Annotated in this window: 15 protein-coding genes and 2 pseudogenes; 10 read left to right on the top strand and 7 right to left on the bottom strand. The window is 40.6% G+C overall.

Annotated features, from left to right (window positions below; all coding sequences use genetic code 11):
* Positions 1-40: 40 nt before the first annotated feature.
* The 5 genes and pseudogenes from J5A56_RS07500 to deoC all read left to right on the top strand — a co-directional run bounded on the left by J5A56_RS07500 (position 41) and on the right by deoC (position 4795).
* Positions 41-571 (top strand): adenine phosphoribosyltransferase, encoded by a 531-nt coding sequence (locus J5A56_RS07500; RefSeq protein WP_021670597.1) that lies wholly within the window; start codon positions 41-43, stop codon positions 569-571.
* Positions 572-875: 304 nt separating this feature from the next.
* On the top strand, positions 876-2711 hold the full coding sequence (gene uvrC, locus J5A56_RS07495) for an excinuclease ABC subunit UvrC (RefSeq protein ID WP_036918478.1): 1836 nt from the start codon (positions 876-878) through the stop codon (positions 2709-2711).
* Positions 2712-2742: 31 nt separating this feature from the next.
* Positions 2743-3195 carry a D-aminoacyl-tRNA deacylase gene (gene dtd / locus J5A56_RS07490; RefSeq protein WP_021670595.1) on the top strand — a complete coding sequence of 151 codons (453 nt, stop codon included), beginning with the start codon at positions 2743-2745 and terminating at the stop codon, positions 3193-3195.
* Between the two features lie 129 nt (positions 3196-3324).
* Positions 3325-3647 (top strand): annotated as a pseudogene (locus tag J5A56_RS07485) (nucleotide pyrophosphohydrolase).
* A 200-nt stretch (positions 3648-3847) separates the two neighbouring features.
* Positions 3848-4795 carry a deoxyribose-phosphate aldolase gene (deoC, locus tag J5A56_RS07480; protein WP_021670593.1) on the top strand — a complete coding sequence of 316 codons (948 nt, stop codon included), beginning with the start codon at positions 3848-3850 and terminating at the stop codon, positions 4793-4795.
* A 715-nt stretch (positions 4796-5510) separates the two neighbouring features.
* Here deoC and J5A56_RS07475 read toward each other — a convergent pair.
* Complete coding sequence (locus J5A56_RS07475; RefSeq protein WP_021670592.1) at positions 5511-6491, bottom strand: polyprenyl synthetase family protein; 981 nt, start codon at positions 6489-6491, stop codon at positions 5511-5513.
* Positions 6492-6584: 93 nt separating this feature from the next.
* On the opposite strand from J5A56_RS07475, the gene polA reads away from it, so the two are divergent.
* From polA to J5A56_RS07450, 5 genes and pseudogenes are all read left to right on the top strand, one after another.
* Positions 6585-9347 carry a DNA polymerase I gene (gene polA / locus J5A56_RS07470; RefSeq protein WP_021670591.1) on the top strand — a complete coding sequence of 921 codons (2763 nt, stop codon included), beginning with the start codon at positions 6585-6587 and terminating at the stop codon, positions 9345-9347.
* A gap of 537 nt (positions 9348-9884) precedes the next feature.
* On the top strand, positions 9885-11396 hold the full coding sequence (locus J5A56_RS07465) for a GH3 auxin-responsive promoter family protein (protein ID WP_021670590.1): 1512 nt from the start codon (positions 9885-9887) through the stop codon (positions 11394-11396).
* A gap of 75 nt (positions 11397-11471) precedes the next feature.
* Positions 11472-13516, top strand: a pseudogene (locus tag J5A56_RS07460) (Ig-like domain-containing protein).
* Positions 13517-13958: 442 nt separating this feature from the next.
* Positions 13959-14165, top strand: coding sequence for a hypothetical protein (locus tag J5A56_RS07455; RefSeq protein ID WP_021670588.1), 207 nt, complete (start codon positions 13959-13961; stop codon positions 14163-14165).
* Positions 14158-15096, top strand: coding sequence for a glycosyltransferase family 2 protein (locus J5A56_RS07450; protein ID WP_021670587.1), 939 nt, complete (start codon positions 14158-14160; stop codon positions 15094-15096). The genes J5A56_RS07455 and J5A56_RS07450 overlap by 8 nt, the downstream gene beginning before the upstream one ends.
* Before the next feature lie 67 nt (positions 15097-15163).
* On the opposite strand, the gene J5A56_RS07445 is transcribed toward J5A56_RS07450, so the two are convergent.
* The 6 genes from J5A56_RS07445 to J5A56_RS07420 form a co-directional block, all read right to left on the bottom strand.
* Positions 15164-16171: an acyltransferase family protein gene (locus J5A56_RS07445; RefSeq protein ID WP_021670586.1), complete on the bottom strand. Its 1008-nt coding sequence runs from the start codon at positions 16169-16171 to the stop codon at positions 15164-15166.
* On the bottom strand, positions 16168-17562 hold the full coding sequence (locus J5A56_RS07440; RefSeq protein ID WP_021670585.1) for a hypothetical protein: 1395 nt from the start codon (positions 17560-17562) through the stop codon (positions 16168-16170). The genes J5A56_RS07445 and J5A56_RS07440 overlap by 4 nt, the downstream gene beginning before the upstream one ends.
* An 8-nt stretch (positions 17563-17570) precedes the next feature.
* Positions 17571-19595 carry a hypothetical protein gene (locus J5A56_RS07435; RefSeq protein ID WP_021670584.1) on the bottom strand — a complete coding sequence of 675 codons (2025 nt, stop codon included), beginning with the start codon at positions 19593-19595 and terminating at the stop codon, positions 17571-17573.
* Entirely contained in the window at positions 19592-20500 is a 909-nt protein-coding gene (locus tag J5A56_RS07430; protein WP_036918472.1) for a glycosyltransferase family 2 protein, read from the bottom strand. Before J5A56_RS07430 ends, J5A56_RS07435 begins: the two co-directional genes overlap by 4 nt.
* A 334-nt stretch (positions 20501-20834) precedes the next feature.
* A complete protein-coding gene (locus tag J5A56_RS07425; RefSeq protein ID WP_021670581.1) occupies positions 20835-21419 on the bottom strand; it encodes a non-canonical purine NTP diphosphatase in 585 nt (194 codons plus the stop codon).
* Positions 21420-21586: 167 nt separating this feature from the next.
* A complete protein-coding gene (locus J5A56_RS07420) occupies positions 21587-22573 on the bottom strand; it encodes a YitT family protein (RefSeq protein WP_021670580.1) in 987 nt (328 codons plus the stop codon).
* Between the last annotated feature and the right edge of the window lie 75 nt (positions 22574-22648).

Genomic DNA, 22648 nt, shown 5'->3' with positions numbered 1-22648 from the left:
GAAACAATAGATTAAAACAAAATTACATAACAAGCTGAAAATGAACAAAAAACTATTATTAGACAACCTGAGATGTATCCCAGATTGGCCTATTAAAGGAGTTAACTTCCGTGATGTGACAACCCTATTCAAGTCACCTGAAGCACTTCAGGAAATTACTGACGAAATGGTTGAACTTTACAAAGACAAGGGTGTAACTAAGATTGTTGGTATTGAGAGTCGTGGCTTCGTCATGTCCTCTGCCGTTGCCACTCGTTTGGGTGCTGGTATCGTACTTTGCCGTAAACCAGGTAAGCTTCCTTGTGAGACCATTCAAGAAAGTTATCAGAAGGAATATGGCGTAGACACTATTGAGATTCACAAGGATGCTATCAACGAGAACGACGTTGTTTTGCTCCATGATGACCTCCTTGCAACTGGTGGAACGATGAAAGCTGCATGTGACCTTGTTAAGAAGTTCAATCCTAAAAAGGTGTATTGTAACTTCATTATCGAACTCCATTCGGAATTTCCTAACAGTCGTGACCAGTTCGATAAGGATATTGAAATTACTTCTTTACTCCAATTCTAACCAGCAAGACTGTAACAAAAATCTTTCCTCCCCACCCTTTTTATATGGAAAAGAGGAAACGAAATGAAAATAAAAAGAAGAGGAGTAACCCACACAAAGGGTCGCTCCTCTTTTCTTTAAAAGTACATCATCGAGGCTTGTAAACCGTCACTACGACACCAAGATTTGGTCACTAACTATCGTGCCAAGCCTTAGCACCATATGTGCCAACGTGAAGCACCTTATGTGCCAACGTGAAGCACCGTTCGTGTTCCACGTGAAACAAAACGCTTTAAAAGCCCTTTATACAAAGGAGTTACGCAAAATGAATAAAGAAGAAAACTTGAAGCGAATAGCCTACCTTAAGAACATTGTTCTCAATATGCCAGAGAAGCCAGGCACCTATCAGTTCTATGATAATGAGAAAACAATCATCTATGTGGGTAAGGCGAAGAACCTTAAGCGCCGTGTGTCGTCCTATTTCCATAAAGAAGTAGACCGATTCAAAACAAAGGTGTTGGTTTCTAAGATTCATGATATTTCATATTCTGTGGTCAAAACAGAAGAAGATGCACTTCTAATAGAGAACCAACTTATCAAGCAATATAAACCTAAATACAACGTATTGCTCAAAGATGGTAAGACTTACCCAAGTATTTGCGTAACGAATGAGTATTTCCCACGTATATTCAAAACACGTACTATCAACAAACGTTTTGGTTCGTTTTATGGTCCATATAGCCATATTGGAAGTATGTATGCGATTCTTGATATTATAAAGAAGGTATATAAACCGCGCACTTGTCGCTTCCCTATTACGAAAGAAGGTATCGAACAGGGTAAGTATAAACCTTGCTTAGAATACCATTTACATAACTGTGGAGCACCGTGTATAAATAAACAGAGTTATGAAGATTATCAAGAAGCTATCAAACAAGCACGGGAAGTATTAAAAGGAAATACACGTGATGTACAGAAACTCCTAAAACAAGAAATGGAGAAATATGCGGAGGAATTGCGATTTGAGGAAGCGGAATTATGTAAACAACGTTATTTAGCCCTCGATAACTTCGCAGCAAAGAGCGAAATCGTAAGCCATACGATTACAGATGTTGATGTTTTCACTATTGTAAGTGATGATACAAGAAAGAATGCGTTTATTAACTATATCCATGTAACTAATGGTGCAATCAATCAAAGCTTTACTTATGAATACAAAAGAAAGCTCGATGAATCCGATGAAGAGTTACTAAATGAGGCTATTCCAGAGATACGTGAACGCTTTAAAAGTACCGCAAAAGAAATTATCGTACCTTTTGAACTTGACTTTAAAATAAAAGGTGCAGAATTCTTCATACCACAACGTGGAGATAAGCATCATCTGTTGGAACTCTCTGAGATGAATGCTAAGCAATATAAGTTCGACCGATTAAAACAGACAGAAAAGCTAAATCCTGAGCAAAAACAGACGCGTTTAATGCGAGAACTCCAAGATAAGCTGAAGTTATCGAAGCTCCCTTATCACATAGAGTGCTTCGACAACTCGAATATCTCAGGTTCTGACGCTGTCGCTGGTTGCATAGTATATAAAGGAATGAAACCTTCTAAGAAGGATTATCGCAAATACAACATCAAGACAGTGGTAGGTCCTGATGACTATGCGTCCATGCAAGAGGTTGTAAGACGCCGTTACAGTCGTATGCAAGAAGAAGGAACTACCCTACCCGATCTCATCATTACCGACGGTGGAAAGGGGCAAATGGAGGTTGTGAGAGAGGTCATTGAAGACGAGCTCCACCTCAACATTCCTATTGCAGGACTCGCCAAAGACGACCGTCACCGCACAAACGAACTCCTGTTCGGCTTCCCTCAGCAGACAATAGCACTCGACATCAAGGGCGAGCTCTTCAAAGTCCTAACCCAAATACAGGACGAAGTGCATCGTTTTGCTATTTCTTTTCATCGAGACAAACGTTCTAAATCACAGCTAAACAGCGAGTTAGATAACATAAAAGGAATTGGACCAAAGACAAAGGATGCACTGTTGAAGGCATTGAAAAGCGTAAAGAGAATAAAAGAAACTGATGTACAAGAACTTACAAAGATAGTGGGAACAAGCAAAGCTACCATCATCTTTAATTTTTTCCACACAGAAAAGTAGATAATCAAAATAAAAATTGTATATTTGCGATATGAGAATAGTAATTCAACGTGTTAGCCAGGCTTCTGTTACTATCAATAAACAAATGAAGTCCTCCATAGGAAATGGTTATCTAATCTTGCTCGGTATTGGTAAAGACGATACTGAAGAAGATATTAACTGGTTGGTAAAGAAGATTATTACTCTACGCATTTTCGATGATGAAATGGGCGTAATGAACCGTAGCATCATGGATGTTAATGGTGACATTCTTGTTGTTTCACAGTTCACACTTATGGCAAGCTACAAGAAAGGAAACCGTCCAAGTTGGATTCATGCAGCTCCACACGAGCTTTCTATTCCTCTTTACAATCACTTCTGTGATGCTTTAAGCGATGCTATGGGTAAACCAATAGAAACAGGAGAGTTTGGTGCTGACATGAAAGTAGAACTACTAAACAATGGTCCTGTCACCATTTGTATGGACACGAAAAACAAGGAGTAGAATCTACAAGCTACTAATTCCACTTCCTGTGCAGAACGAAAATGAGCAAATGGAGATATGATATGCCATAAAAACAACGATGAAATCGATAATATTACACAATTAGACAAATTAAGTAAAATACAAAATATGACAATAGAAGAAGCACAACAAGCCGTTGACAATGGGTAAAAGAATATGGAGTGCGCTACTTCAGCGAGCTAACCAATATGGCATGTCTCACAGAAGAAGTAGGCGAATTGGCTCGTGTGATAGCTCGCACATATGGAGACCAGAGCTTTAAAGAAGGTGAAAAGCCCAACTTAGGAGAAGAAATGGCTGATGTCCTGTGGGTTCTACTCTGTCTTGCCAACCAAACTGGAGTCAATCTTACAGACGAACTACAAAAGAGTTTTGACAAGAAAACTAAGCGTGACAAAAATAGACATAGAAACAATCCGAAATTAAAATAAGCCTATTTAATCAAACAAAATAGACTATAATTACAAAACGCAGGCTTTTTGAGGAGAAAAGTAAGACTAAATTCAAAATCAATAAAGCTATGATTCAAACTGAGAGAAGGACAAGAAAAAGTGCTTCAAACAAAAAAGTGCTTCTCCCCCACCCTTACTTAATATGTAAACAATAACAAACAATATAATTAAAACAAATCATGGGAACAATTAAAGACACAGTATCAAAGGACATTCAAGCGCAAAAACGCGTTGGAATCGTTGAAAAGAGCGAGTACGAACAAGCATTATCACAGTACAACCTCAACATCACTGATGAGGAAGTTAAGGCTGCCGTAACAAAGATTATTGCAGAGAAAGTATCAGAAAACGACAATCTTGAAGTGAAGAAATTTCTCTTAGGTAGCGTTGAGCTAACTACACTTAGCACAACAGACACCGAAGAAAAGGTTCTTGAAATGGTCGAGAAAGTAAACCGATTTGACAGCGAGTATCCTGATTTACCACACGTTGCAGCCCTCTGCGCCTATCCTTGTTTCACCAAACTAATGGCGGACAGCCTTGAAGTTGACGGCGTTGACATTACAAACGTAACGGGCAACTTTCCTTCATCTCAGACCTTCTTAGAGGTAAAAACAATTGAAACAGCACTCGCAATTAAGGACGGAGCAACCCATATAGACATCGTTATGCCAGTGGGTAAGTTCCTTTCAGGTGACTATGAAGGGGTTTGCGACACCATTAACGAGCTAAAGCAGGTATGTAGTGATGTACCTATGAAGGTCATCCTTGAGACGGGCGATCTTGGCAGTGCAAGTGCAATAAAAACCGCTTCCCTACTCTCTATGTACGCAGGTGCTGACTATATTAAGACAAGTACAGGTAAAGAAAAGATTAGCGCAACTCCAGAATCTGTCTATGTTATGTGCCAGGCTATCAAGGAATACTATGAAAAGACAGGTATTCAGATTGGTTTAAAACCTGCTGGCGGCATCAATACTGTAATGGATGCAGTAATCTACTATACCATTGTTAAGGAGGTTTTAGGCGAGAAATGGCTCACAAACTACTGGTTCCGTATGGGTACCAGCCGTCTTACCAACCTCTTGCTAAGTGAAATCATTGGTACAGAGACCAAATTCTTCTAAACTTTTCAATCACCATCAGCATAAAATAAAAATGCTGATGGTGATAAAATGAAACAAGAATAAACTAATAAGGGGCATACATGTTGTATGTCCCTTTATAGTATCTGTACATGAAATAATTCAACTTTAAGACATACTTGCAAAAGAAGATAAATATAAGCAAATCTCATAATATAGACTATTATACAACTATATATAGACTATATTATAAAAACAAATCATTAAAAGAGATCAAAAAAAGCATTTACTAATATAAAACAAACACGAAGAAAAAAAACAAATATGAGCTAAACAAATACAAGTAAAAATCTCTTTTACCCACATGAACAATTAGTAAAACACATAAGATAAAACATAAAATATTCACTTAACAACTTTATCAAAATTTACATATGGTCAAATAACATCATTATAAGTACATGTAACTATCTGCAAGTAGCATATTGTAGAATAAAACACCCATAATAAAATAAGTGCTAAGCCTCCGCACAACACGTGCTAAGCCTCCACACCATTGGTGTTAAGCCTTAACACGTATCATATATACGAATACCAATGCACGACTTAGGCATACAATAACACAATAAAAGGCATAAAAAGAATTTCCCTTTATGAGATGTATAACCCATCATCATAAAGAGAAACTGTTATTATCACCATAAGAATTAATCAATCTTACGATGAAAAGGGCATTTTTAGAAATGTTTTAACGTAATTACTTCTTCCTTTTAATTACATAATCAAGGTAAGTCTGGAGAGAAGAACGGATGCTTTCATCCTTAACATACTTATCAAGGAAAGTCTGCGCTTCAGCGTGGAAGTCCCACATACGGCGTTCCGCATATTCTATACCACCGCTAACCTTAGCAAATTCAACCAATTTATCGATTTCTTCGCGTGTCACCTCATGCGCCTTCACCTTATGAGCAAGAGCAAGCATTTCTTCATTTTTCGTCGAATTCAACGCATAAATAATTGGCAAAGTAAGTTTTCCTTCAGCCATATCATTGCCCGTCGGCTTACCAATCTCTGCCTCAGAGTCGTAATAATCAAAAATATCATCACGAATCTGGAATACAATTCCGAGATTTTTACCAAAGAGTCTTGCTGCTTCAACCTCCTCTTCATTTGCATTAGCCGACTCTGCGCCAATAGCAGCACATGATTCAAAAAGCGCAGCTGTCTTACGTTCGATAATCTTATAATATACCTCTTCGTTAATTTCCTTACTTTGGATATTTGATAACTGGAGAATCTCACCATCACTCAAAGTACGACCTAATTCTGCCAAACAGCGTACAATAACCTCAGAATGAGTGTAACTAACATGAAGCAAAGCAGTTGAAAGCACGTAATCACCCACCAAAACCGCTACCTTATTATCATAGTCAGCATTCACACTCGCCTGTCCTCTTCGTGCATCCGCCTCGTCAACGACATCATCGTGAACAAGTGAAGCAGTATGTAAAAGCTCCAGTCCGACAGCGGCATGTTGTGTTGCCTGAGAGACTTTACCGAAGTTCTTAGCCATCAAGAGGATAAGAATAGGGCGCATACGCTTTCCAGCTCGCTGCTTGATATGATTCAAAACCGTACGCAACAAGCCGTCTTCGTGGTCAAGAGCATGATTAAAAAGGTCGATGAAATCGACTAATTCTGTCTCAATCGGTTGTTTTATGAGTGAAAGAGTATCCATTATTGACTATAAATTTGATACAAATTTACTCATTTTATCGGAGATTATGGAAGAAAATTAGTAATTTTACAGCTAAAAATAGAATAATTAGATATGGCAAAACTCTTCCTTATTGACGCTTATGCGCTCATCTATCGTTCATACTACGCATTCATCAAAAGTCCACGAATCAACTCTAAAGGACTCAATACGTCTGCTGTTATGGGCTTTTGCAACACACTGAACGAGGTGCTTACAAAGGAGAAGCCTACACATATTGGCGTTGCTTTCGATCATGGAAAGACTTTTCGTCATGACGTATTCCCTGAATATAAGGCACAACGCGAGGAAACACCAGAAGATATCAAGCTTTCTGTGCCGCTTATCAAGCAAGTACTTGAGGCTATGCGCATTCCAATTTTGCAGGTAGATGGCTTCGAAGCAGACGATATTATCGGTACAGTAGCAACGCGCTTTGGTGCCGATGGAATCGATACTTTTATGCTTACACCTGACAAAGACTATGGTCAGCTGATTGGTCCAAACGTCTTTATGTATCGTCCTCGCTTTGGAGGCGGCTACGAAACATTAGGAGAAAAGGAAGTAGAAGCAAAATATGGTATCCCTACCCCAGCCCAAGTCATCGATCTTTTGGCATTGATGGGCGACTCAGCAGATAACTTTCCCGGTTGTCCCGGTGTTGGTGAGAAGACGGCTGCCAAACTAATCAATCAGTTTGGCTCCATTGATAACATGCTTCAACACACTGAAGAGATAAAAGGTAAACTACGAGAGAAAGTTGAGAATGCCGTTGAAGATATTAAAATGTCAAAGTTCCTCGCAACGATTCGAACAGATGTTCCAATGAATCTTGAATTAGATGAACTCAAAATTGAGGAACCTGACGAAACCAAATTGCGTGCGATATTTGAAGAATTAGAGTTTAAGACACTTATTAACAAGTTTCTTAACAAAAGTGAAGTAAAACCAAAAACAGACAATAATCAGCTTGATTTATTTGCAGAAAACGCGACCAACGAGTCAGATGAGCCGAAAAATGCGAAATTTGAGAGCATAAAAACGACCCAACATGAATACAAACTCGTTGAGAATGAGGAGGAATTACACAAACTTTATGACTTTTTTATTACAAAAGAGTACGTAAGTATAGATACAGAAACCACTTCCACGGATGCAATTAGTGCTGAATTGGTTGGTTTGAGCTTCTCTGTCGAAGAAAACAAGGCTTTTTATGTTCCCATCCCTGCCAACAATGAGGAGGCGATCAAATATGTCCAAATTTTCAAACCATTGTACGAAAGCGACAAAATAATGAAAATTGGGCAGAACATAAAATATGATTACGAAGTGTTGAGCAGATATGGCGTAACGCTACAAGGTAAGATGTTCGACACAATGATTGCTCACTACCTCATTCAGCCAGAGTTACATCATAATATGGACTACATGGCTGAAACCTTACTCGGCTATCAAACAATCCACATTGAAGAACTGCTTGGTCCTAAGGGAAAGAAGCAGAAGAATATGCGCGACCTCTCCCCTACTGATATCTATGAGTATGCTGCCGAGGATGCTGACATCACCTTACGTCTGAAAAACGTACTTGAGCCACGTTTGAAGGAGCTTGGAGTGGAAGAACTCTTCTGGAATATTGAGATGCCTTTGGTGCGTGTATTAGCTGATATGGAGCTAAATGGTGTGTGCTTAGACACTGAAGCACTGCAAGATACGTCAAAGATATTCACTGAGCGTATGAAACAATACGAACAGGAAATATACAAAGAGGCAGGAGAAGAATTCAATATATCAAGTCCAAAACAAGTGGGTGATATCCTCTTTGGCAAAATGCAGATTCTTGATAAGCCTAAGAAGACGAAGACAGGACAATATGTTACGAGCGAGGAGGTATTGCAAAGCCTTGAAAGCAAGAATCCTATCGTACGTAACATACTCAATTACAGAGGTATGAAAAAGCTTCTCAGTACCTATATCGATGCTCTTCCAAAGCTGATTAATCCACGTACAGGACATATCCACACATCGTTTAATCAGGCACTGACAGCCACTGGTCGACTCTCTTCGAGTGACCCTAACCTGCAGAATATCCCTGTGCGTACGGATGATGGCAAGGAGATACGTAAGTGCTTCATACCAGAAGAGGGCTGCTTGTTCTTCTCTGCAGATTATAGTCAGATAGAGTTACGTATTATGGCACACCTCTCTGAAGATGAGAACATGATGGAGGCGTTCCGTGAAGGTCATGATATCCACCGTGCAACAGCTGCAAAGATATGGCATGAGGATATAGATAAGGTGACTGATGCGCAGCGAAAGAAGGCTAAACAAGCCAATTTCGGTATTATATATGGTATTACTACCTACGGACTTGCCCAGCGCATGGACATTCCAAATAGTGAGGCAAAAGAGCTGATAGAAGGCTATTTCCGTACCTTCCCTAAGGTACAAGCCTACATGGAACAAGCGAAAGAGGAGGCAAGAGCCAAGGGTTACGCAGAAACACTCTTCCATCGCCGCCGCTATCTCGCTGATATCAACAGCCGTAACGCCACTGTGCGCGGTTTTGCTGAGCGTAATGCTATCAATGCTCCGATACAAGGAACAGAGGCTGATATTATCAAGGTGGCAATGGTTCGTATCTGGGAACGCTTCAAGAAAGAAGGTATCCGCTCTAAGATGATTCTTCAAGTGCATGACGAACTTAACTTCTCTGTCTATCCAGAGGAGCGCGAACAGGTGGAACGCATTGTTATTGAGGAGATGCAGAATGCCTATCCGCTGAATGTTCCTTTGACAGCTGATGCTGGATGGGGTAAGAACTGGTTGGAAGCACATTAAAAAAGAAGAAGCCTCCCCCTACCCCTCCGAAGGGAGGGGAGTGCAAATAAAAGAGGGATAAGGATAGATAGAAAATCTACTGGTAATTAATTTATAGACTATAATTTAATATTAAATAGACTATAATTAAATAAAGAGTATGAAAACGGGGGTAGATTCCAACTTTATAAAGCATAAATAAAGAGGCTAATAACGGCAAATAGAAATCGAAGAAATGAGCTGCAAAGTTAGTAAAAAGTATGAGTAAACAACTACCCTACCCTTCTCACCGAAATATTTTCATGAAGAAAAAGAATTATTTTCATGAAAAGAAATATTTATTTTCACGACAAGAAATATTTATTTTCATGAAAATAATTTAGAAAAGAGTTGAAAATAGATATTGAGAGAGGGACATAAAACACCCTCATTTATCATGTAGAGAATACTGATATCAGGCTTTTCAACGGCTTAGAAGCAGTGTTAAAATATAGAAAAAGGTTATTCATTTAGCTTTTTTGGCGTAATTTTGCAATTTAATCAACCAGAGAAATTTGAATGAGTCTTACTAAGATAGTAAACAAATTGTACTTCCAGCCGCGCCGCAGGGAGCTTGAGCGCTACGTCACGGATGGAGAGACTATCCAGCGGGAAGTCATGCAATACCTCGTTGAGCGGGCAAAAGACACCGAATATGGTCGTAAACACCTATTCTCAACGATTAAGTCATATGAGGATTTTGTACAGAACATACCTGTCAATACCTACGAAGAACTAAAGAGCGACATCGATCGTATGCGTCACGGAGAACGTAATATTCTGTGGCCGGGACAGGTAAGATGGTATGCTAAATCATCAGGTACAACCAACGATAAGAGTAAGTTTATTCCTATTTCTCACGAGGGATTGCAGACAATTCATTATCAAGGTGGAAAGGACGTTATCGCCTACTACCTTAGCAATCATCCTGAAAGTCGCCTCTTCAATGGCAAAGGCCTCATCTTAGGTGGTAGCCATTCTCCGAATTATAATTTGTATAACTCGCTTGTTGGTGACCTTAGTGCCATCCTCATCGAGAATATCAATCCACTCGTAAACTTGTGCCGTGTACCTAAGAAAGAGACTGCTCTTCTGAGCGACTTTGAGGTAAAACGCGATCGAATTGCACACGAAACACTGAACCAGAATATCACTAATATATCGGGTGTTCCATCATGGATGCTCTCTGTATTGGTGCGTGTAATGGAACTAAGTGGTAAGAAACATTTGGAGGAGGTATGGCCTAATCTGGAGGTATTCTTCCACGGTGGTATTCCCTTTACGCCTTATCGCGAGCAGTATGAACAGCTCATCACCAAGCAGGGAATGAATTATATGGAGACTTACAACGCTTCTGAGGGCTTCTTTGGAATACAAGACGACCCGACAGACAGCAGTATGTCACTCATGCTCGACTATGGAGTCTTCTACGAATTCCTACCTATGGACGAATTTGAGAGCGAACATCCAAACATCGTTCCATTGTCAGGCGTAGAGATCGGTCGCAACTATGCGATGCTTATCAGTACTGCTTGCGGACTTTGGAGATATGAGATTGGCGACACAGTACAATTCACTTCGACCAATCCTTATAAGTTTGTTATCACGGGTAGAACCAAATACTTCATCAATGCCTTTGGTGAGGAGCTAATTATGGACAATGCCGAAAAGGGACTTGATGCTGCCTGCAAGGCTACTGGTGCACAGATATCTGACTACACCGCAGCCCCAATGTATATGGATGCAAAGGCTAAGTGTCGTCATCAGTGGCTCATTGAGTTTGCAAAGGAACCATCTTCACTTGAGGAGTTTGCTAAAGTCTTCGATGACAAACTGCAAGAAGTCAACTCTGACTATGAGGCAAAACGCTTCCATGACATTACCCTTCAGCCCCTCGAAATCATCGTTGCACGCAAGAATCTTTTCAACGACTGGCTTAAGATTAAGGGAAAACTCGGTGGTCAACACAAGATTCCACGCCTTTCAAACAGCCGTAACAACCTTGAAGAATTGCTGAGTATGAACCAGTAAAAACGGAAGACGGGAAAAGAACAAAACACTTCTAAAGGATCAAAAAGTAAAAGAGTAAAAAAGTAAAACAGCGATATGAAGAAGATAAGACAAAGATATTGCCAAGGAGTAATGGGAGGAAAGGATGACTTTTTAGCTAAGGTTAGCTATTGCCTTTCGGCGTTTTACCAATCAAATGCCTTACCGTTTTATCTTTCTTCCCTATTGCTTTTCCTCCTTGTGTCCTGTGCAAAGATGGGACAACCAGATGGTGGATGGTATGATGAGACTCCCCCAAAAGTGTTAGCAGCCTCTCCTTCTGAGCGAGCAACAGATGTAAACAGCAAGAAGGTTAATATCTATTTCAGCGAATTCATAAAGTTAGAGAACGCATCAGAGAAGGTTGTCGTCTCTCCCCCACAGATTGAAGCCCCTGAAATCAAAGCCACAGGTAAGCGCATTACAGTGACTTTGCAAGACAAGTTGCAACCAAATACGACCTATACAATTGACTTCTCTGATGCTATCACTGACAACAACGAAGGTAACCCATTAGGAAACTACACCTACAGTTTCTCTACTGGCGACCATATTGATACACTTGAAGTAGCTGGTTATGTATTAGAAGCTGAGAATTTAGAGCCAGTAAAGGGTATTCTCGTGGGTCTTTACAGCAATCAGAACGATACAGCTTTCCAGAAACAACCTATGCTTCGTGTCTCACGCACCGACAGTCGTGGTCATTTCAGCATACGAGGTGTTGCCAAGGGTGACTATCGTATCTATGCACTACAGGACATGGACGGTAACTATATGTACAATCAGAAGAGCGAGAAGTTGGCTTTCACGCCCGAAATCATCATGCCGTCATGGAAGCCAGACATACGACAAGACACGCTATGGATTGACTCCTTGCATATCAAGGATATCAAACAGGTGCCTTACACCCACTTCCTCCCAGATGATGTGGTACTGAATTCCTTTACAGCTACGCAGACAGACCGTTTCTTCCTAAAGTCTGAACGCAAGAATCCTAATCACTTTACGCTCTTCTTTAGCTATGGTGATGCCGACCTTCCACAGATAAAAGGACTCAATTTCAACGCTAAAGATGCGTTCATAACAGAGCCAAGTCTGAATCAAGACACTATCATTTATTGGCTTCGTGATACTGCCCTCATCAACCAAGACACACTGCGTATGCAGATGATTTATAACATGACGGACAGTATGGGTAATCTCGTCCCTAAAACAGATACGCTGGAAATACTCTCAAAGGTACCATACGCAAAGCGTTTAAAGCAACAGCAAGAGGAATACGACAAATGGAAAAAGAAGCAGGAGAAGGCTAAAGAACGTGGAAAAGACTTCGAAACGGAGATGCCTGTCACTCCTTTGGAAGTCAGATACAATGTTTCTTCGCAAATGGATCCTGACCAAAACCCAATATTCGAACTCCCTACCCCAATTGCTAAGACAGATACCTCCAAGATACATCTCTATGAAAAGATAGACTCACTATGGTATCGAGCGAAGTATACGTTTGGTGCTGAACCGGGAAACCTCGTTCTTTGAAGCTGGTGAGTACGTGGGATCCGGGACATGAATACAGTCTTGAGGTCGATTCTGCAGCCTTTACAGACATCTATGGTAAGGTTTCTGCAAAGTATAAGCAGGGTATCCGCATCCCATCAATGGACGAATATAGTACGCTGACGATGACTTTACAGAATATGACTGGCAAGAACTGTCTGCTGCAATTACTCAATGAAAGCGACAAACCAGTGAAAGAAGTGTACGCAAAGAACAACCAAGCAACCTTCCACTACGTAAAGCCAGGCAACTACTACCTCCGACTTATCGTTGACGAGAACGACAATGGGAAGTGGGATACGGGTGATTATGCAACCCAACGACAGCCCGAAGCCGTGTATTATTACCCGAAGGCTATCGAGTGTAAGGCAAAACGTGATGTGCAGGGAACATGGAATCCACGTCAACTCCCACTCTACAAGCAGAAGCCAGCAGCCATAACAAAGCAAAAAGCTGATGCACAACGCAAGATAAAGAGACGTAATGCCGAACGCGCTCGCAGTCTTGACATTCCACTACCTACCGACTTCCTCAACCTTGGTAAGTAGAAACGAAAAGAAGTAAAACGCAAGGCGCATAGCCTTAGAAAAGACTATCAATACGATAAACGCTCTCGTCTATCCCCTACCATATTAAGGATTAGGATTGACGAGGGCGTTTTCGTTACCTCAATTTATTATTGTCCGATATAACAAACCTCCCTATATACTCTTCATTCGTACCTTATTTTGTCCTAAGATAATGATAACTATAAACCTCATTTACCCTCTTTTGTTCATCTGTTATTGATAACTACACATCGTGCGGAGGCTTAGCACCAATCGTGTGGAGGCTTCGCACAATATGTGCGGAGGCTTAACACCAATGGTGCGGAGATATGAGTGGAATACAAAAGATGATTGAAAAGGGTCTTACTTGTTGACAAAAAAGGGTTGTAAAGATACTATCATATGATTCTACAAAACATTCTTTTCATACTCGAAAGTAAGATTGAGAACCTTCGGAAATGGTGGTTATAAATGTTATCAAAGGCTTATACCTAATAAAACAGAAGATAAACACAATTCAAAAGGATGGGAAATAGACAAAAGAAAAGGACTTGTAGAGATAGAAGATGAAAGGAAAAAAATACATGAAAACAATGTTTTTTATGCAAAAAGAACTATCTTTGTAGGAAATTACATGAACTATGGATAAAGAAAAGACTCTTCATTTGATTTCTGTAATCATACCAGTTTATAACGCAGAAGACACACTTCGTGCATGTGTACAAAGTGTTTTAAAACAATCTTATCCAGAGTTTGAGTTGATTTTAGTGGACGATGGTAGCCCTGACAAAAGTGGCGTTATCTGCGATGAATACACCAGTCACGCTAACGTTACCATCATTCACCAACAGAACAAAGGTCGGACAGCCGCCAGATACGAGGGTGTAAAGATAGCAAAAGGCGAGTGGATAACTTTCGTTGACGCTGATGACGAACTGGAACCTTATGCACTTTCACGTTTTTCAGAACGTATTGACAACGAAACAGATATTATCTTTGGTAACGGACAGTCTCTCCCTATTCAAGAAAGCGAGACTATAGATATTCATACTTTCCAACATCTTACGGTGCTCGCAGAAGGTACGATTGGCGTTCCTTGGGGCAGTCTGTTCAGAAAGGAATTACTCACCCCGTCTGTTTTCGACCTACCCAAGGAGTTAGAGATGGGCGAAGACTATATTTATTGGCTGCGGATGATTTTCCATACAGAACGACCTGTTGCTATCATTAAGGAAAACCTCTACCGTAAAGGGACTGAACATACGAGCCATAACTACCATTGGACAGCTGCTTATTGCCATCTACTCAACAGCTTACGTATGAAAGCTATACCAATCGAACTACAAGAAGAGTTTCTTACAGATACCATTACGGACCGAATAGCCAATCTCTTGGCAGTTTCTTTGTGTGAGCCTCGTAAGAAATGGGTTCAACATCCGTTTTATACTGGACTTCAAGCAGATATGAAAAAAGAAGGTATTACCTTCACAACCAAACAGAAACTTTTTCTATTCCTACTTAATCGCAGGTTCCGCCGATTGTACACCCAGTTCTCAAAACAGATACATAGGGGAGGATAAAGGGTAGGAGAGTATCCCATATCAAGATTTGTCATTTCCAATATAAGACAACATCGGCAGCTTTCTGCTATGAGATTTTAAACCCAGAAATCATTGCCAAGCATCGTCTCAATCGGCTGTTACGATAGCTGTAAAGCAGCTTATAGATGAAGAAAGGACCATAAACACCTGTTAGAATTGCGAGAAACATATAAAAAACAGTACTGAAATGGGTAAAGCGCATCAGTATTTGAATACTTAATGCCTGAAAGATTCCATGATAAAGATAGATAGTATAAGAAGCAGGGGAGAGGTGATGGAAAAAATGAAGCCCATAAATTACGTATAAGCGCGCCAAAGCAACTGACATAAGAATACCATCCACAGCAAAGAATAAACTCATCAGAGGACTTTTATTTACGTATAGACCGATAAAAGATATAGATAACGTAAATAGAAAAACTAAAAGAATTGTTTTCTCCTTATCGAGAAAGCGCATCAAACGAAAGTTGAACACGAAATAACCTAAGGCAAAGTAAAAGGCGTAATGGATTGCACCAATGATATTGAAAAGCGTATCATGGGAAAAAGGAAGGAGAATATTTGACAAAGCAAGTAGGAAGAGTAAAAGGCTGGAAATAGTAAAGGACATTCTACGTTGTACTCGCTGTGAAAGAAAAAGGACTATCACTGCAAATACGAAAAGCAAGAACAAGGTGGGCAGAAACCAATAGGAGCCATTTACATTACGGTAAGGATAGATAAGCATCGACACATACTCACCCCAATTAGTATGTATCGGACGTACCATAAACTGCGATAATAGAACCTTTGGAACAAAGAGCAGCGTACTCAAAGCAAAGTAGGGGAGTAATAGCCGCACTGCTTTATGACGTAGGAAGATATGAGGTTGTATCTGTTTTCCCTTTACTGATACATTAAAAAGATAGCCGGATACGAAGAAGAAAAGGGGTACGTGGAACTGATAAATCCAATCAACAATCGGACTCTCCATCTGAAAGAAGGAGTGTCCTATGACTACCAAAAGGATAGCAAACACATGGAGAAAGGATATTTCAGCTATCTTTTGCTTCATTTTATACGTTTTACTTGTTCGCCGTCAGCATACCATACACCATCACAGCCGGCTTTCTCTGCCTTTGGAAGCAAGGATTTCAACTGATTGCTATCTGTTATTTCTTCGTTAAGAATGGTCTTAGGCCATTGATAGCCTGTCTGTTGTAGAACGGAATAACCCCATCCGAAAGCCTCAAAAGGGATCACCCAGAAAGAAGAATACTTCGTTTCGCCTTTATCTAAGTGTATCAACATTACTTTATTAACAGGTCGGTCGCATTGACTGACGATATTCTTTGCCATCTGTTCGCCCACTTTCCCCGATAGAAAAGAAGCGTAAGCGTGATGGAGTAGGGTGAAGGTAGCCGTCAAAAGATAAAGCAATGCCGAAGCTATCAGTACTCGTTTATTCTTTATACGTTCACAAAGTAGGGCAATCATCAGTGTCACAAAGGGCAAAACTGCATAACAATGCATCAATGTGAAGACTGTCATAAGATTGACAAAAGCCCCAACAAAAAAGGATAAAAGCAATATCAAAAACGGTTTCTGCAACCTATAGGAACGCAGTAGAAGCCAAAGAAAGGGTAGGGGAAGAAGCCCTGTGATAACAACAACAGCAAGGTGGCGGTGCTGTGGATGGATAAGACTGGCGTAATCGATAGGGTAGAAGGTCATTCCCAATAATAAAGCGAGATTGCGTAGCAGTCGTGTTAGGGTGAAATCCATATAGACGTTATGCTCAAGATGGAAGCTGTCTGTCAGTAGAATACGGAAAACAAGATAGAGAACAAACAACGAACATCCACAAAGAAGGTGCTTTAAAACATGGTTAAAACGTTCTTTTCCTATACTCCATACTATAAATGGCGGGCAAACAAACCAAATGTAGCCTGACTCTTTGGCAAAGACTGATAGCAAAGAGCATAACAACCACAGTATAAACTTTCGATATCCAGACAGGCTAATGTAGCTATATAGGGCAAGAAGTCCCCATAAAAGCGAATAGATTTGGTTCAGGGAATCAATATTCAAGACCGTTCCCAAAGTGCCTGACGACAAATAAAAGAAAACGACAGATAGGTTACGTGACAACGTACTTACCCTGAACCATTGCAGAATCTTATAGACCAACAATGTATTCAGGATATGTCCTAATAGGATAAAAAGATGGTTTAAGAAGGGAAAAAGTCGGTAATTAATTCCGAGAAGATGACCGAAGAGTACATCAAAAGGGCGCCAGTAATTGCCGTCTGGAAGCAGATTTTGAAGCGTAAGAGGCTCTGTCTGTGGTACGGTATAGTAGGTCCAATCATCAAAGGTAGGCTGAAGTTGACACAGTAACAGCAGTGCCAACGGAGCTGTTAGTAGTATCCAAAAGATTGGATTACGCCATACCTCTGTCTTCATAGTCTCAATTAATTAACTACAGCAACCTTACAAACCGTGCCATTATCACCGTTTTCATCGGCAGTCTGTACCATATAAACGCCTGATGCAACACGTTTTCCGTTCTTATCCTTGCCATTCCAAACGAAAGTACCACCATTGCTGGTACCTTCAGCGACAAGAACTCCATTTGTTGTTACAATCTTCACATTGACATTCAGCGATAAACCAACAATCGTAATAGGTCCTGTATAACCCGGTTTTACAGGATTTGGATAAGCGTATGTGGTCTCATCATTAGGCGAATCTACTGCCTTTGTGGCATCACTCATATATGAACAGAGTCCTTTGTCAGTAGCAAAGAACACCTCACCAGTGGCATGATTGATAGAGATAGACTGAATGTTGTTCGACAATAGGTGACTGTTAGTGGTGACAAAGTGCTGCAACTGTTTCATATTATCCGCACTAATTAGGTAGACACCATTGCCCTTTGTACCAAACCACTTGCGCCCTCCGCCATCAACTGCCATAGCAGTAATATCAAGACCAGCGAGAAGATAGTCTGCAAGATTGGTTCCATCGTTACGCGGAACCTTAACTTGTACAAAACGATAGTTCTCCTGTTCGTTCATTTGAGTTCGCTGAAGAAGCATCGGACCAGCCGTTGTTCCCACCCAAATATTATGGTCTAAGTCCTCTGCCCAGCAGTGAACAGCGGTAATATCTACATTAGAACCATCCTCATTCACAAAGCGAGTATAGGCGTTAAGTTTATCGTTCTTAGGGTCATAAGAGAACAATCCCGGCTGAATCCAGTGGTCATTACAAAACCAAAGGAGGTCACGACTGTCCAAACGCATCTGTGACAAGCCTGAGAGTCCTACACCATCTTTCATCAGTTCAGGCTTACTAAAGGATGTCATCTGCCCATCTTTCGACACACGAATAAGGTTTTCTTTCTTCGTTTGGTTATTGAGTACCCATAGGTTACCCTCTCTATCGTATGCCAATCCATAGACAAGTACATAATCATTACCTAATTCTCTGCCTCTGTCTATGGCTCCTTGAAGGATACTATTATCCTTGTTATAGGAGGCTACCATCTTACCAGACATAAACTCATAGAGACCTGTTCGTGCTCCTACATACACATGATTGCTATTGCGAGGATCTATTGCTACCGCCTTTGTTCCTATATAAGGATAACCCGTACGAGTAGAAAGATTGTCTTCAAAGAAGTCCCAATCATCACCCTCTAACACCTGTACAATGCCTGGATTTTCCCAGTTATTAGCAGTAGGGTTAAAGTTCCCTCCGGTACCATAAAGACGGTTATTAAGGAAGGTAGTCCACACAAAGGTGTTGCGTTTTGGACCGCCAGGATTAAGCGTTTTAGCCTGTGCCAATAGAGCTGCATCGGCTGTTCTTGGACGCTCTACATAAGTTCCAACGCTCGTCCAATTGTTTCTATCGAGGAGATTAGCAGACAACGCAGCACGATATAGTCCGTTACTTTGGCTGGCAGCATAGATATAACCGCCCTCAATATAGCTATAATTAACAGGGAAAGAGAGGTTATAACTATCGCTTATCTCTGCTTTAGCAACATTGAGTTTTACAAGTCCAAAAACTGTAGAGAGATAACAATAGACGCCAGACATATCAATACCATTGACGGTTTTGTCTGCCATTGTTGTCTTTAAATAGTAATCTGGCACATTTGTTACATTACCTCTATCGTCCAGCAGGTCGATATTATTATTCGAATAGAGGATAACCAACCGACGAACTGTCTTATTCCAAGCAATGAAACGGATATCCGAATCGCTCAAACCATTGACTTTATCGTAGGTCTTTATACTTTGATCGTTCTTGTTATAGGTATAAAGGCTATTGGAAGCAAGTACATACAACTTGTTACCTCCTTCTTCAACCCATTGTACATCACTGTAAGCAAGATAATTCTTCCATGTTCCAACACCACCAGCAAGGGTAGAGGCAACAACAGAAAGCAATAGAATCAACGATAGGAAATATCTTTTAATTGTCATATAGCGTTCTTTGTGTAATGTAAATAATACAACAGTTTATACACATTAAACCAAAAAACTATCGGTTTATTGCCTAAGAGGCAATTCTTTATAGGAGAAGATAGTAGCTTATAGGCGATTACAAAGAGGGGAGAGAGGTGTAAACGCTCAATCTGTTCAGCTTTATCAAGCAAACGAGAGTAGCCTTTCAGCTCCTTTCTGAAGGCAAATAGAGTGCGCAAAGCTTCTTCTGTCTTGGCAAGGTAACTGGAGTTGTCCTCAAAATCACAGAAAAGTACGGGGTTATCTATATGCTTTACAACAACTTGTTGCTGCTGGAAACGCTTACCCAAGAGTACATCTTCATAACCATAATGGCTAATGTTCTCATCGTAGGGCTGCTCTCCTAAAACAGAACGGCGCACAAGTAGATTCGTTGCTAAGTGCTGATAAGGCTGACTTTGACGGCTCTCAACAGTGTTGATAACCTCACTTTGTCGTTCATAACGGTATCTGAGATTACCTTTCCAACGGTCTGGATTACCCCCAATGGCGATTCCTCCCACCACTACATCTGCTTCTGTTTGCAGATAGTTGTGAATAAAAGAAGGATTATCCAAGGACAAATCGCCATCAATAAAGAGTATCTTTTCCCCCTTCGACTGCGACACAAGGAAGTTGCGAATAGCCGAACGCCCGACGTTCTTCTCTCTGACAATATAACGAACACCCTTCAAATGCTCAATTACCTTGTTCTCATCTATAAGATGCTGACAAGCTGTATTCATACCAATAGCACCCGATAACGAGCCATCATCAGCCACTATGATTTCAAAGTCTGCCTTACATTCCACGCACTGCCGCTGTAACTCTGTCACCAAAGCTACACAACTGCAGTTATAAACAGGAAGAAGAATAGACAACATAGCAGATATTAAATAGTTATATTCTTTATGTCAAACAGGCAACAAGTAAGCTACTTTGCTTTAAACTTATGCTTATCAAGCTGGTTAACACAGCCCTTTTCAGTCATTATATCAGCGTACTGGCAGTATTGGGGGGCTACTTTCTTCAAATTATTTTCATGAAAAGAAATTCTTTTTTTCGTGAAAAGAAATATTTTTCTTCATGAAAAGAAATATTTATTTTCATGAAAATAATTCGGAAAAGAGTATTTATTAAAGTTGAAAAGAGGGCTTTAACGCTTTTACTTTATTACCTCTTTCTCTATTAAAAAGCCCCTTTAACCTTTTTACTCTTTTATCCTTTCAGTCTTCCCAAGTATTCCGACAACTTCTTCACAGCTCTTGCACGATGGGAAATCTGGTTCTTTATCTCCTCACCAAGCTCTGCAAAGCTCTTGTCATAGCCCTCTGGAATGAAGATAGGGTCGTATCCGAAGCCCTCTGTACCATGCTTCTCTGTAGCAATTCTACCCTCTACTTTACCCTCAAACTGATGCTCTTCACCATCAATGATAAGGGAGATAACGGTACGGAAACATGCCTTGCGATTGCTTTGACCTTCTAAGTTTGCCAAGAGCTTACGCATATTAGCCTCGCTATCGTGGTCAGTTCCCTCCGCATAACGTGCCGAACGCACCCCCGGCTCACCACCGAGTGCCTCCACTTCAAGTCCTGTATCGTCAGCAAAACAGTTCTGATTGTAGTATTCAACGACGTAAGAAGACTTCTGACGTGCATTCTCCTCCAGTGTTGCCCCAGTCTCAGGGATATCCTCATGACAACCAATCTCAGCCAAAGAAACGATTTCAAAGTCCTTTCCAAGGATGTCCTTGATTTCCTCGAGCTTATGTTTATTATTTGTTGCGAATACTATTTTCATCTCTATAAAACGTTTTTAGAATGCTAAAAAGCCATGTTTGAAAGCCCTAAGCACTATTCCTACAACAAGAACGCACGGTTCGTATGTCCTTAAAAGCTTATCGCCAGTGGGCACACGAGCCGTGCGTCCCTGCTAATTAGCGGCTGGAACACAGCTCTACAGCCTATTTATTTCTGTTCATTCGCAGGCATATTCATAGCTTCCGCCAGCTTCTTTTCCTGCTTTTTCATCTCCTTTTTAGCTTTAATCTTTATCTGATCAAAGCCTTCACCATAGACACCAATCACCGAACTTTGACTCACAAAGGCGGTAGGGTCAACCATCTTAATGATGCGGAAGATAGTCTTACTCTCGTTACGCTTAGCTAACAAGCAGATAACTTTCATCTCATTGCCCGTGTACCAGCCGTGTCCATCAAGGATAGTCAGTGCATGGTCGGTCTCTTCAACAATGGCATTGGCTATTTCCTCATGTTTCCAAGAGAAGATCATGAACTGTACTGACTCACGTCTCATATTCATCACGTGGTCTAACATAAAACACTCAATGAACATCGTACAGTAACCAAAGACCATCTTATGCAAGCGTTCCATGATATCACCAAACTGAGGGAAGAACAAACAGCTACCCACAATCAAGATGTCAACACCCATCAAGACTTGTCCTAACGAGATATCGTGATACTTATTGACACAGGCAGCAATGATATCCGTACCACCCGTACTTCCATTATTAAGGAAGACGATAGCCAATCCCGTACCTGTAAGGCTACAACCAATAATCAATGACATAAAAGCTTGGTCTTCACCGAGCATCTTCACCATGTGTCCTGCAGCATCCTTAGGCATCAGATCCTGCGCAAAAATCAATAGGAAATAAAGGGCAAAGATAGCATAGATGGTCTTCATCAGGAACTTAAAGCCCAATATCTTCAAAGCAACTATCAACAACGAAATGTTGATAATCATGTAAGTATTCTCAATCTTAAAACCTGTAGCATAGTAGATTACGGCAGACATACCCGTCACTCCACCCGTTACAATCTCGTAAGGCATTAGAAATACAGTGAAGGCAGCAGCGTAAATAATTAAGCCAACGGTCAAGAAAAAATAATCTTTGGCTTCGGATCGGATGAGTTGTTGATCAATGGTCATAGGCTCATAGAATGGTTAAGACGAAGAGGCTGTATCAAAACACGACTGTAGTGGATACTAACATACGGACTTCCT

This window comes from Prevotella melaninogenica (assembly GCF_018128065.1).
Lineage (GTDB): Bacteria > Bacteroidota > Bacteroidia > Bacteroidales > Bacteroidaceae > Prevotella.
Note: the sequence above shows the minus strand (reverse complement) of the source record. Positions and strands in the feature narration are given on the sequence as shown.

Coding starts and splice junctions, on each gene's coding strand:
- J5A56_RS07500 (WP_021670597.1), top strand. CDS start 41: ATGAACAAAAAACTATTATTAGACAACCTGAGATGTATCCCAGATTGG.
- uvrC (WP_036918478.1), top strand. CDS start 876: ATGAATAAAGAAGAAAACTTGAAGCGAATAGCCTACCTTAAGAACATT.
- dtd (WP_021670595.1), top strand. CDS start 2,743: ATGAGAATAGTAATTCAACGTGTTAGCCAGGCTTCTGTTACTATCAAT.
- deoC (WP_021670593.1), top strand. CDS start 3,848: ATGGGAACAATTAAAGACACAGTATCAAAGGACATTCAAGCGCAAAAA.
- J5A56_RS07475 (WP_021670592.1), bottom strand. CDS start 6,491: ATGGATACTCTTTCACTCATAAAACAACCGATTGAGACAGAATTAGTC.
- polA (WP_021670591.1), top strand. CDS start 6,585: ATGGCAAAACTCTTCCTTATTGACGCTTATGCGCTCATCTATCGTTCA.
- J5A56_RS07465 (WP_021670590.1), top strand. CDS start 9,885: ATGAGTCTTACTAAGATAGTAAACAAATTGTACTTCCAGCCGCGCCGC.
- J5A56_RS07450 (WP_021670587.1), top strand. CDS start 14,158: ATGGATAAAGAAAAGACTCTTCATTTGATTTCTGTAATCATACCAGTT.
- J5A56_RS07445 (WP_021670586.1), bottom strand. CDS start 16,171: ATGAAGCAAAAGATAGCTGAAATATCCTTTCTCCATGTGTTTGCTATC.
- J5A56_RS07440 (WP_021670585.1), bottom strand. CDS start 17,562: ATGAAGACAGAGGTATGGCGTAATCCAATCTTTTGGATACTACTAACA.
- J5A56_RS07435 (WP_021670584.1), bottom strand. CDS start 19,595: ATGACAATTAAAAGATATTTCCTATCGTTGATTCTATTGCTTTCTGTT.
- J5A56_RS07430 (WP_036918472.1), bottom strand. CDS start 20,500: ATGTTGTCTATTCTTCTTCCTGTTTATAACTGCAGTTGTGTAGCTTTG.
- J5A56_RS07425 (WP_021670581.1), bottom strand. CDS start 21,419: ATGAAAATAGTATTCGCAACAAATAATAAACATAAGCTCGAGGAAATC.
- J5A56_RS07420 (WP_021670580.1), bottom strand. CDS start 22,573: ATGACCATTGATCAACAACTCATCCGATCCGAAGCCAAAGATTATTTT.